Raw genomic sequence first — 12014 nt, 5'->3', positions numbered from 1 at the left:
TTTGGTGCACCGTTTACCAGCCACACAAGGATGCCAATCCGCGCCACCGCCACAGGCGGGGCGCCACCCGTTCCAGGAGCCCCGCCATGCTTTTGACCATCGCTCTCGTTCTGCTCGTGCTCTGGGCGCTGGGCGTCTTCGCCTTCAAGGTGACCGCCGGCGTCATCCACATTCTGCTGGTGCTCGCCCTGATCATCGGTCTGGTGCAGCTGTTTACCGGCCGCCGAACCGTCTAACAGACGCTCGTTTCCGGATAAGGCGCCGTGCATTGCCGTTTGGTGGTGCACGGCGCGAAACCCTATCCATTCTGCACAAACCCTCCGCTTGCCATCGCCGCCTGCGCTCCCTAAAAGTTAGCCTACCTAACTTATTGATTGGAGAAGCGCGATGCGCGAACGCCTTCAGCATTATATCGATGGCCAATGGGTCAACAGCCAGGGCGGCCGCCGCCACGAGGTGATCAACCCGGCGACGGAAGAACCCTGCGCCGCGATCACGCTCGGCACTGCTGCAGACGTTGACGCTGCCGTGGCCGCTGCGCGCCGCGCCTTCAAGACCTTCAGCCGGACGACTCGCGAAGAGCGCCTTGCGCTGCTCGACCGCGTCGTTGCGGAATACAAGAAGCGCATCCCCGATCTGGCCCACGCCATGGCCGAGGAAATGGGCGCGCCGTTGAGCTTTGCCAGCACGGCCCAGGTTGGCGCCGGAATCGGTGGGTTCATGGGGACCATCGCGGCCCTCAAGAACTTCCAGTTCGTGGAAGACAATGGCGCCTTCAAGGTGGCCCACGAGCCGATCGGCGTGGTCGGCCTGATCACCCCATGGAACTGGCCGCTTAACCAGATCGCGCTCAAAGTGGCGCCAGCTCTGGCCGCCGGCAACACCATGGTGCTCAAGCCTTCGGAAGAATGCCCCACCTGCGCCGCCATTCTCGCTGAAATCATGGACGCCGCCGGCGTGCCCGCAGGTGTGTTCAACCTGGTTCAGGGCGATGGCCCCGGTGTGGGCACGGCGATCAGCAGCCATCCCGATATCGACATGGTCAGCTTCACCGGCTCAACCCGCGCCGGCATCATGGTGGCCAAGGCGGCGGCTGACACGGTCAAGCGCGTGCACCAGGAACTGGGTGGCAAGTCGCCCAACCTGGTGCTGCCCGATGCCGATTTTGCCAGCCAGCTGCCGGCGACTGCCTCTGGCCCGCTGGTCAATTCGGGGCAAAGCTGCATCTCCCCCACGCGCATCCTGGTGCCGCGTGAACGCCAGGCCGAGGCCGCCGCGTTCGTCAAGGCGATGTATTCCGCCGCCAAAGTCGGCAATCCACTGGAGGAAGGCAGCCACCTCGGCCCGGTGGTCAACAAGGCGCAGCACGACAAGATCCGCGACCTGATCCAGTCGGCGATCGACGAAGGCGCCACGCTGGAATGCGGCGGCCCTGACCTGCCGGCCGAGGTCAACCGCGGCTATTACATTGCGCCCACGCTGTTTTCCAATGTCACGCCGGACATGCGCATTGCCAAGGAAGAGATCTTTGGCCCGGTGGCCACGATCATCCCCTATGACAGCCTGGACGAGGCGATCGAGATCGCCAACGACACCAGCTATGGCCTTTCGGCCTGCATCACCGGCGATCCGGCCAAGGCGGCAGACGTGGTTCCCGCCCTGCGCGCCGGCATGGTGGCGATCAACAACTGGGGCCCCACCCCCGGCGCCCCGTTCGGCGGATACAAGCAATCGGGCAATGGCCGTGAAGGCGGGCTCTATGGCCTGAAGGACTTCATGGAAATGAAGGCGATCAGCGGCTTGCCTGCGTAATCTGCATTCCGGCCAGAGCCACGCGTGATCGTGCGGCTCTGGCCATGCCAACACCGGCCGGCGATTTCAGGTGGTGGACTTGCGCAGTTCGCTACCCAGCCGGTCGATCGCCGCCTTCATCTGCTGCAAATCGCCCAAGGGCATGTCGAGCGCGGACAGCACATCGAGCGGCACGCATTCCACCTGGGCCACCACCGCTGCGCCGGCCGGGGCGAGTGCCACGCGAACCACGCGCTCATCCTCCGCGTCACGCCGGCGCACCACCAGCCCGGCAGCCTCCATCCGCTTGAGCAGCGGCGTGAGGGTGTTGGATTCCAGGAACAGGACTTCGCCCAGTTCGCCCACGGTGCGGTCTTCCGCCTGGGCCAGGGCCACCAGCACCAGGTATTGCAGATAGGTCAGGCCGTGGGGTGCCAGCAGTTGCTTGTAGAGCCGGTTGAACGCCAGTTGCGCCGCATAGACCGAAAAGCACAGCATGTTGGCAAAGGGTTTGTCAGCCGTGCCGGTGGCCAAGGGTGGTCCGCCGGCCGCCATCTGTGCCGCCAGCTCGGCAGCCGCCTGGGGGCCGGAAAGCGCGGTATCGAGCGGGTCTGACGGGGTCTGTTCCATATCGACAAGATAAATCGCGTGCGATCAAATCGCAAGTGCTTGACCTTTCCGCGCGACTCACCTATTTAGATCGCACACGATTTAATCGTTTTCGATATTAAACCGCGAAAGGAACTCTGTCATGTCGATCAAGCCGCTTTACACCGCCCATGCCAAGGCCACTGGTGGCCGCGATGGCCGCGCCACGATTGCCGAAGACGGCGTGAACAATGGCCTGGACATCACGCTGGCCACGCCCAAGGAACTGGGTGGCAATGGCGCCGGCAACAACCCCGAACAGCTGTTCGCCGCCGGCTATGCCGCCTGCTTTATCGGCGCGATGAAGTTCGCTGCCAGCCAGGACAAGGCCCTGCCCCGCGTTCCGGCTGACATCGCGGTGGATTCGGCCGTCGGCATCGGCCCGCGCAGCGATGGCGGCTTTGGCCTGACTGTGGCCCTGACCGTGCATCTGCCCGGTGTCGATCGTGCCGCAGCCGAAGCGCTGGTGGCCAAGGCTGACGAAATCTGCCCCTACAGCCACGCCACGCGCGGCAACATCGATGTGACGCTCAGCGTCGCCTGATGACGGCGAAGGCCGGCGGGGTCACCACCCCGCCGGCACGTTTGGATAGCTGTCGAGCACCGGGCCAAGCGCCGCGCGCAGCGGATCGAGCCAAGGCTCGAACCGCTTCCAGTGCTCCACCGCATCGGTATAGATCGGCTGGCGCACCTGCTCCGAACTGGCGGTGCGCACGGCGCGGCGATTTTGCCAGAACGCCAGGCAGCCCTCTTCGAACGGCACCCCCACCGCGCCCAGCAAGGCCCGCACCTCGCCCGGCGTATCGGCCACCATTGCTTCATAAATCACACGGTGCACCGCGCCGGGTATCGCGCGATCGAACGCGGCCATCTGCCGCACATAGGCGGCATAGTAGTGCCCGATCTCGCTCAGGTCATAACTGAACACCTGGCCGCGGGCGAAATACTGCTTCCACCCCGAAAAGCAGCAGCCGAGCGGATGGCGCCGCGCATCGATCACCGTCGCATTGGGCAGGATCAGGCGGATCAGCCCCACATGCTGCCAATTGTTGGGCATCTTGTCGACGAAGTAGGGACGATCGGTCTTGCGGTGGATGCGCGTGCGCTCGATATATTCCTCGCCCATCCGGCGGCAATCGTCCGGTCCAAGCGCGGCGAGCAGCGCCGCCATGTCGGCAAACTCGCCCCCTTCGCCGTCATTGGCATCCACCCGCGATTGCAGGCGATCGGCAATCAGCATCATGTCGGGCAGTTCCATCGTGCCCTCGATCTGCGAATGGCTGGCCAGGATCTGCTCCACCAGCGTCGATCCGCTGCGCGGCAGGCCCACCACGAAGATGGGATCGGCGGCCGGGCAGCCCCAGCTGGCCCGCTCTGCCAGAAACTTAGGCGTGAACAGGGCGGCATGGCGATCGACCGCGGCGGCGGTGCGCGCCGGATCATAATCCAGCACGCTGCGGCGCAGGGCATTGCCGCGCGCATAATGGGCAAAGGCGCTTTCGGCAGCGGCAGGCTCGTCGCGGCTCAGGTCTTCAAAGGCCTTGCCCAGGGCAAAGTGCATCTGCGCCACGTCTTCGGCACGCTCGTCCCCCACGGCATCGTGAGGCAGGGCCGCGCGCATCGTGGCGATATCGGCCTGTTCCAGTCGCACGGTCTTAAGGTTGGCCAGGCTCCACCACGCCTCTCCCGTTGCCGGATCGAGCGCGGCGGCGCGGCGATAGGCCTCGATCGCGGCGGCCTGGTTGCCGATGGTCTTTTCAACGTGGCCGAGATTGAGCCACACCCGTGGCCGCCCCGGATCGCGCGCCAGGATCGCCCGATAAAGATCGCGCGCGCCCTCCTGGTCACCAATGCGCACCAGCAGCGAGGCCTTGAGCATGGCATGGCCGCCATGCTCGGGATCATCGGCCACCAGGCGGCTGGCATGGTCCAGCGCCTCGGCCACATCGGGCCCCATCGCCAGGATGCGCACCAGCAATTCGCGCGCCGCCACGAAAGCGGGCGCGCGCGCCACGGCGGCACGCAGCAGCGGCAGCGCCGCCTCGATCTCTCCCTGCCGCCATAGCACCTCGCCCAGCAGGCGCAGCGCGGCAGGATCGGTGGGGATCATCGCCAGGCGCGCGCGGACATGGGTTTCCGCCTCGTCCAGCCGCCCTTCCCCCATGGCCAGGGCGGCCCGCAGCAGAACGGGGTCCTTGGCCGCGGCCTCGATACCGGCCACTTCGGCCTGGCCGGCGCCGGCTTCGTCACCGCTGGCGCGCAGCAGCGTGGCGAGCGCCTGCCAGACATGGGCCAGATCAGGCTTGAGCGCCACGGCCCGGAGCAATTGCGCCATCGCTGCGGCGTCTTCGCCCAAGGCCGCAAGCGTCAGCCCCAGTTCGGCCGCCGCAGCTGCCGCGCGCGGCTGGCTTGCCACCAGCGCGGCAAGCACGCCGCGCGCCTCGGCCAGGTGGCCCAGCACGCGCAGGGCCTGGCCTTCGAGCAGAATGGCGTGAGGGTGGCCCGGCACCGCGCGCAGGATCTCGCGCGCCTGCGCCAGCGCCAGCGCGGGCTGGCGCGCCATCAGGCGGGCCGCATGGCCCAGCGCCGCATCAACCGTTCCGCTGGCCGAACCACCCGCATCAGCAGGTGCGGTTCCCACGCCATGCCGGCCGGCCACGTCATTTGCCATCACAGATCCTGCCTTGCGGTTTTGCCCCGATCACCATGACCGGAAACATGACATGCCCGCGCGATTACGCAACTGCGAACAGCTCGTCCCCCAGACCGGCTCAATCGCCCGCACAATCTGCGATGCCAGATCGCTGAATTTTGTTGACAGCCGGCGTTTTGCTGGCACTATCCGCAACAAGATAGTGATTGAGACCGCGCCGCATCGCGGCACTATTGTGTAGAATCAACAGCTTGCAATCGCTGCACTGCAATGCCGCAGATCACTCGCGCTGTTGGCGGCATGGCGCGCCACGGCAATCGGGCGCCGCAAGGGTTTGATCGCACAGGTGCGCAAATCGGCACGGCGACTGCACAAAAAGCGGCATAATTACAACACCGCCGCCAAGATCATCACCAAACAATAATCATAAAAACAAGCGTTCGCAGGAAGACGGCAGAAAAAGAACTTCAGGCCATCAGGGGGCATGAACAATGGTGTTTGAACAACGGTCGCAGATGAGGCGTGCACTGGGTATTCTCGGCGCCTCGACCGTCCTTTCCAGCATGGCGCTGCCGGTTGCGGCCTTGGCCCAGTCGGCACCCGCGCCCGCCCCGGCCCCCGATGCGGCCGCTGCAGACAATGGCACCGGCGGCCTTGGCGAAATCGTGGTCACCGCCACGCGCAAGGCCGAAAGCGTGCAGAAGGTGCCGATCTCGATCCAGGCGCTGGGCGCGGAAAAGCTGGAACAGCACCAGGTCAGCACGTTTGCCGATTACGCCAGCATGCTGCCCTCGGTCAGCTTTTCCGGGCTCGGGCCAGGGCAGAGCGAAGTCTATTTCCGCGGCATTGCCGTGGATGGTGGCGCACTGTCGACCAGCGGCACCTATCTCGATGACGTGCCGATTTCGCAGCCGGGGCGGATGCCCGAAGTGCACATCTACGATATCGAGCGGGTCGAGGCGCTGTCGGGCCCGCAAGGTACGCTCTATGGCGCCGGCTCGCTGGCGGGCACGCTGCGCATCATCACCAACAAGGCCAAGATCGGCAAGTTCGAGGCCGGCACCGATGTCCAGGTCGATGCCTATGGCAAGGGCGCGGCCGGCGCGATGGTCGAAGGCTTCGTCAACATCCCGGTGAACGAGCACATCGCCGTGCGCATGATGGGCTTCTACGATCACGAGGGCGGCTACATCGACAACACCCACGGCACGTACACCTATCAGTTGGGCGATGATGATCCCAACACGACCTATACCGTGGACAACGCCACGCTGGTGCAGAAGAACTACAACCCGGTCGACAGCTATGGCGGACGCATCAACGCCACGATCGAGGCGGGCGACTGGAAGCTCTACCCGTCTGTCACTTACCAGTATCTCGATGCCAAGGGCTTCTTCAACTATGATCCGCGCGTCGGCGATCTGGAAGTCCATGACTACAGCCCGACCGAAAATGTCGACAAGTGGGTCCAGGCCTCGCTGACCATCCAGGGCAAGATCGGCGATTTCGACCTGGTGTCCTCATCAGGCTATTTCCGTCGCAAGATCCACAATACCAGCGACTATACCTATTACTCGGTCCACTATGACCAGCTTGGCCCCGGCTATGAAAACTATCTCAAGTTCCGCGACAAGAGCGGCAACTTCATCAACCCGACGCAGTCCTACATCGGCCGCCTGACCCAGACCAAGGTGACGCAGGAACTGCGCCTTTCAGTACCCAAGGAATGGGGCTTCGACCTGACCGTAGGCGGCTTCTTCCAGTTCCAGAAGATGGCCCAGGACGACGATTACCAGATCCCCGGCCTGAGCCAGATCGACCTCGCCACCTCATGCGCCGATGGCTGCCAGTGGAACCCGGCAATCAAGCGCGACGCGTTCTACAACCAGGATCTCAACCAGCGATTCCGCGACTATGCGGTGTTTGCCGAAGGCACCGTGCCGATCACCTCGCAGATCAAGGTGACCGGCGGCATCCGCGTATTCAAGGCCAACAACTCGGTCTATGGATTCAGCGGCGTCGCCAGCCAGGCGCTTAAACTTGGCTGCACCGTGCCGTTCCCAGCCAACCAGCGGTTTTCCTGCGTCAACAACAACAAGCCAGCCTACAACGAGACCGGCGAAACCCACAAGGTGAGCGTGACCTGGCAGGTCACGTCCGACAAGATGGTCTATGCTACCTACTCCACCGGGTTCCGCCCTGGCGGCACCAACCAGTTGCCAGAGATGGGCACTTACAAGGCCGATCGGCTGGCCAATTACGAAGTGGGCGTCAAGACCAGCTGGAACAACAAGCTGCGCTGGAACGCGGCGGTCTATTATGAAAAGTGGACCGGCGTGCAATACACCGTCATCCCGTTGGGGTATTTCGGCAACGGCGGCACGGTCAACGCTGGCGCAGCGCGGGTGTTCGGCATCGAATCCGATTTCGATCTCAAGCTCGGGCAATTCACGATCAGCGGTTCCGGGTCATACAACGATGCCAAGCTGACGCAGGATTTCTGTGTGCTCGACCCTGCCACCCTCACCCCGATCAGCGATTGCACCGGCAAGCCAGACGAGATCGCCGCCGCCAAGGGCACGCGCCTGCCGCGCCAGCCCCGCTTCAAGGGCCAGCTTTCGGCGCGGTATGAAGGCGATCTGGGCTCGCTCAACGATTTCGCGCAAGTGACCATGCACGCCCAGACGCTGTCGACCTCCAACCTCGACACCTACAAGAACAGCCTCTTGGGCAACACGCCGGGCTTCGTCAGCTTCGATTTCTCCACCGGCGTGTCGAAGGACAACTGGACGCTGACGGCCTTCATCGAAAACGTGTTCGATCGTCGTGGCGAGCTGTCCAAGAACACGTTCTGCGCGATCGAATACTGCTCGGGCTCTTCGCGCACCATGCCGATCAAGCCTCAGTATTTCGGGCTGAAATATTCCATGCGCTATTGACGCGGCGCTCTCGCCAACCGCCAGAGCACTTTCCACCCTTGCCCCCGTCGTGCCCCGGCACGGCGGGGGTCGTTTTATCTGCCGGCGCAGGTGCGACGGACAACTGGCCGTTTCGCTCTGCCCGTGGTAGCCTGGCGGGAATGACACCAGCAGACCGTGCCATCACCACCCCGCGTCCCGGTGGCTATGCCCGTGGCGCGGCCACGGCCGAAGCCATCGTCAAGGCCGCGCACAAGGTGCTGATCGAGGAAGGCGCCGCGCAGTTCACCGTGCGCCGCATCGCCGCCGAATGCGGGATGAAGGTGGGCAATGTCAGCTATCATTTCCCGCGCAAGGAAATGCTGGTCCAGCTCATGCTCGACGACATGCTGGAAAGCTATGACAAGGTACTCGACAACGAGGTGCGCCAGCCCGGCCTTACCGCGCAAGAGCGGCTGCGCCGTGTGATCGCGCTGTGCCTGGAAGATATTGCCGGCATGCGCACCACGCGCCTGTTTACCGAACTGTGGGCCATGGCCAACCACAACCCGGTGGTGGCAGAGCGGGTGGCGCAGTTCTATGCCCGCGTCCACGGGGTGATCTGCGAATATGTCAGCGTGCTGAACCCCGCGCTGTCTGCGGCCGAAACCCAGATCGTGGCGCTCTACATCAGCGCCTCGATGGAAGGGGCGACACCCTTTCTCGGCTATCGCAAGCCCTGGGCCGATCGCATGCCGGCGTTCATCGCGATCGCCGGCAAGGCGCTGGTGGAACTGGCCTGTACCATCACCCCGGACGACATTGCCGGGCTGGGCATGCCCACCCGCGATCCATGTGATGCCAGATAGCGCGAAAAGTTTTGCGGCACCTGCGAATGTCGCTTGACTGAAATAGGACATTCGTCAAAACTTGTGATCGCAATGGCATGTGGGGGCATGCCGGACTCGGGCAAACACCCGGTCCTTCGCGCCCTTGCCAATGCCGCGATCACCACGGGCTGTCACATTCGAACAGGGGCCGGCCACGATGACGTTTGCTGCCATCAAGGGGCGTTTTCTCGCAACTGCAACACTGGCCGTGGCGCTGGCCGGCGGCCTGCCTGGGGCGCTGGCGCCGTCGGCCATGGCGGCCCCGGTCGCCGCACCGATCGCGTCGGTGGAACCCGAACAGTCTGACGTGGCGCAGTTGACGCCGCCCAAAACCAGCTGGTTCTTCATCAACGGCGGGTTCACGTCCAATTCCTCGGTCATCTACGATACCGTCAGTGGCAAGCTGATCGGCCACGTCGAAACCCCGCAGTTGACCGACCTGGCGCTCGATCCTGCGGGCAAGTTCTATTACGTGTCGTCCACCTTGTGGACCAAGGGCCTGCGCGGAACGCGGCAGGACTATGTCTCGGTGTTCGACAGCGTCGATCTCAAGCTTCAGGCCGATATTGCCATGCCGGGCCGGCTGCTGGTGGGCGGCCGGATGAACAATTTCGTGGTCAGCCCCGACGGCAAGTTAGGCTATGTCTACAACATGAGCCCGGCCTCTTCGGTCAACGTGATCGATCTGACGGCGCGCAAGTTCGTCAAGACGGTGGAACTGCCCGGCTGCGCCAGCCTGGTTCCGGTGCCCGGCGTGGGCCTGTCGGCGCTGTGCTCCGATGGCTCGCTCGCCACGTTGAGCCTGGCCGGCGGGAAAAGCCAGATCACCCGCAGCGATCCGTTCTTTTCCGCCACCGACGATCCGATCTTCGACAATTTCGAAGTCGATCGCGGGCACAACCAGATCGTGATGCTGAGCTATACCGGCAAGGTCTATACCGCTACGCTGGGGGCCAAGCCGGTGATTGCCGCGCCGTTCTCTTTGCAGGAAGCCGCCGGCGTGCCGGCCGGATCGGCCGCGCCCAACCAGGTCAACTGGTATCCGGGCGGGGTGCAACAGATGGCCCTGCACCGCGCCACCGGCCAGGTCTATATCCTGATGCACATGGGCGAGTTCTGGTCGCACAAAGCCGGCGCGAGCGAAGTGTGGCAGCTCGACCTGGCCAGCCACAAGGTGGTCAAGCGCATGGCCGTGCCCGGCGAACCGCGCATGATTGCCGTGACGCAGGAAGCCGCCCCCCACCTGGTCTTTGCTGGCGAGGACGAGACGGTCTACGTCTATGATCTGGCCACCGGCAAGCAGGCGTGGAAGCTGGATCATGCCGGCAATGGCGTGATCACGGTGGCACAGCCGCAGTGATCGCGCTCGGCGCCCCGGATGCGGCCTCTGCGGCGATCGGCCTGATGGCCGTGGCGCTGACCGGGCGCATTGCCACGGTGGGCGTGGGGCTGGTGTTCCTTACTGCGGCAGCGGGCAAGCTGCGCCATCGGGTTTTGCTACCCGGCGTGATCGCCAATTACCGCCTCTTGCCGCCGGCCCTGGTGGCGCCTGTGGCCAGCGCCCTACCCGTGGCAGAACTGGTCCTGGGCGCCTGGCTGCTGTCTGGCCTGATGACGCCGCCAGCAGCCGCGCTTGCCGCGCTGCTGCTGGGCATTTTCGCCTGGGCCATGGCGGTCAACCTGCGGCGCGGGCGTGGGCATATCGATTGCGGCTGCGGCCATGCCGCGCTGCGCCAGCCGCTGGCCTGGCCGCTGGTGATGCGCAACGTGGTGCTGGCCGCGCTGCTGCTGCCGGCCCTGGCCATGGCGCCGCTGCCGGGCCAGGCCTGGCTGCTGGGCGCGGCTGGCGGGATCGTGCTGTTTCTGTTGGTGCAATTGTTCAATGCGATCGTGGCCCTGGCGGGTTCTCCGCTGGCCCCGGCGCGAAAAGGGTAGCGGGCGATGATGACGGCTCTGATCGTTTCACAAGGCATTTCCTGGGTGATCATCGCACTGCTGGTGGTGGCGCTGCTGGCCCTGGCCCGCCAGGTGGGCGTGCTGCACATGCGCGTGGCCCCGGCCGGCGCGCTGACCACGGCGGGCGGCCCCGCCGTGGGGGCGGCCAGCCAGGCCGTGGCCAGCCACACGCTCGATGGCGCGGCGATCAGCGTGGGCGGCGCGGCCCCGGGCACGCCGCTGCGCCTGCTGATGTTCGTTTCGGCCTCTTGCCCGCTGTGCAAGAACCTGATCCCCATGGCCAAGTCCTTTGCCCGCGACGAGCGCGTGGCGCTGACCTTCGTGGGCGACGATACGGTGGACGCGCAGCGCGAGATGATCGCGCGCCATGGCTTGGAAGCCTATCCGTTCGTCAATGGGCCGGAAGTGGGCCAGGCCTTTGCCGTGGGCAAGCTGCCGTTTGCCGTGCTGCTCGATGACCAGGGCGTGGTCCTGTCCAAGGGGCTGGTCAACAGCCGCGAGCACCTCGAAAGCCTGGTGATTGCCCACGAAATGGGGGTTCATTCGGTGCAGGACTATGTCGCCCGCATGCATGGCGCGGTGGCCTGACGCAAACGCTACGAGAAAAGTTCTAGGGGCAACGATCATGATCCATTTCGATGCTGACAGCCTGGGCGAAAAGGTCTTGCGGCGCTTTGCCGGCGGCACGTCGCGCCGGGGCATCCTCGCCCGGCTGGGCACCGCACTGGTGGCCGCGCCGCTATTCCCCGTGCTGCCGGTGAGCCGTGCCAATGCCGCGCCGGCCAAGCCCGATCGAGGGCCAGAGGCGAAGACCACCTTTGCCCGTGGCGCGCAGGTAACCGACAACACCAAGTGCGATTACTGGCGCTATTGCGCGATCGACGGCGCGCTGTGCACCTGCTGCGGCGGTGGGGTACACACCTGCCCGGCCGGGGCCGAACCCTCTCCGGTGTCGTGGGTAGGCACCTGCGTCAATCCCGAAGACGGCAAGTCGTACCTGATCGCCTATCGCGATTGCTGCGGCAAATCCTATTGCAACAAGTGCAATTGCGACAATGCCGATCGCGAAACGCAGATCTATGTGCCGCAGCTCAACAACGATATCATCTGGTGCTTCGGTACGCAGAGCATGGAATACCACTGCTCCACCGCCGTACTGGTCGGCGCGGCCTGAGCGCA

The 12014-nt window shown here is 64.7% G+C and carries 11 protein-coding genes; 9 read left to right on the top strand and 2 right to left on the bottom strand.

Going from position 1 to position 12014, the window contains the following annotated elements; genetic code table 11:
• The first annotated feature begins 86 nt into the window (after positions 1–86).
• The gene (locus FHW97_RS02555; protein WP_022676155.1) at positions 87–236 is read left to right on the top strand and encodes a lmo0937 family membrane protein; all 150 of its coding nucleotides are present in this window, start codon (positions 87–89) and stop codon (positions 234–236) included.
• A 151-nt stretch (positions 237–387) separates the two neighbouring features.
• Entirely contained in the window at positions 388–1812 is a 1425-nt protein-coding gene (locus tag FHW97_RS02550; RefSeq protein WP_054130603.1) for an aldehyde dehydrogenase family protein, read from the top strand.
• 66 nt (positions 1813–1878) lie between these two features.
• Here FHW97_RS02550 and FHW97_RS02545 read toward each other — a convergent pair whose 3' ends face one another.
• Positions 1879–2346 carry a MarR family winged helix-turn-helix transcriptional regulator gene (locus FHW97_RS02545; protein ID WP_107716013.1) on the bottom strand — a complete coding sequence of 156 codons (468 nt, stop codon included), beginning with the start codon at positions 2344–2346 and terminating at the stop codon, positions 1879–1881.
• A 196-nt stretch (positions 2347–2542) separates the two neighbouring features.
• Here FHW97_RS02545 and FHW97_RS02540 point away from each other — a divergent pair, with 196 nt between their 5' ends.
• Positions 2543–2983, top strand: a complete 441-nt coding sequence (locus FHW97_RS02540; RefSeq protein ID WP_022676158.1) for an organic hydroperoxide resistance protein — start codon at positions 2543–2545, stop codon at positions 2981–2983.
• Positions 2984–3004: 21 nt separating this feature from the next.
• On the opposite strand, the gene FHW97_RS02535 is transcribed toward FHW97_RS02540, so the two are convergent.
• Positions 3005–5110: a tetratricopeptide repeat-containing sulfotransferase family protein gene (locus tag FHW97_RS02535; protein ID WP_171797898.1), complete on the bottom strand. Its 2106-nt coding sequence runs from the start codon at positions 5108–5110 to the stop codon at positions 3005–3007.
• A gap of 497 nt (positions 5111–5607) precedes the next feature.
• Between FHW97_RS02535 and FHW97_RS02530 the strand changes: the two genes are divergently transcribed.
• The 6 genes from FHW97_RS02530 to FHW97_RS02505 all read left to right on the top strand — a co-directional run bounded on the left by FHW97_RS02530 (position 5608) and on the right by FHW97_RS02505 (position 12009).
• The gene (locus tag FHW97_RS02530; protein WP_171797897.1) at positions 5608–8031 is read left to right on the top strand and encodes a TonB-dependent receptor; all 2424 of its coding nucleotides are present in this window, start codon (positions 5608–5610) and stop codon (positions 8029–8031) included.
• 140 nt (positions 8032–8171) lie between these two features.
• Positions 8172–8858: a TetR/AcrR family transcriptional regulator gene (locus FHW97_RS02525; RefSeq protein WP_107715886.1), complete on the top strand. Its 687-nt coding sequence runs from the start codon at positions 8172–8174 to the stop codon at positions 8856–8858.
• Positions 8859–9036: 178 nt separating this feature from the next.
• Positions 9037–10239, top strand: coding sequence for an amine dehydrogenase large subunit (locus tag FHW97_RS02520; protein WP_107715887.1), 1203 nt, complete (start codon positions 9037–9039; stop codon positions 10237–10239).
• The gene (locus FHW97_RS02515; protein ID WP_370525285.1) at positions 10236–10814 is read left to right on the top strand and encodes a MauE/DoxX family redox-associated membrane protein; all 579 of its coding nucleotides are present in this window, start codon (positions 10236–10238) and stop codon (positions 10812–10814) included. The genes FHW97_RS02520 and FHW97_RS02515 overlap by 4 nt, the downstream gene beginning before the upstream one ends.
• 6 nt (positions 10815–10820) lie before the next feature.
• Positions 10821–11423 carry a hypothetical protein gene (locus FHW97_RS02510; RefSeq protein ID WP_062786331.1) on the top strand — a complete coding sequence of 201 codons (603 nt, stop codon included), beginning with the start codon at positions 10821–10823 and terminating at the stop codon, positions 11421–11423.
• Between the two features lie 37 nt (positions 11424–11460).
• Positions 11461–12009, top strand: a complete 549-nt coding sequence (locus tag FHW97_RS02505; protein ID WP_022676185.1) for a methylamine dehydrogenase light chain — start codon at positions 11461–11463, stop codon at positions 12007–12009.
• The last annotated feature ends 5 nt before the right edge of the window (positions 12010–12014 follow it).

The organism is Novosphingobium sp. SG754, from assembly GCF_013149315.1.
Lineage (GTDB): Bacteria > Pseudomonadota > Alphaproteobacteria > Sphingomonadales > Sphingomonadaceae > Novosphingobium > Novosphingobium capsulatum.
Note: the sequence above shows the minus strand (reverse complement) of the source record. Positions and strands in the feature narration are given on the sequence as shown.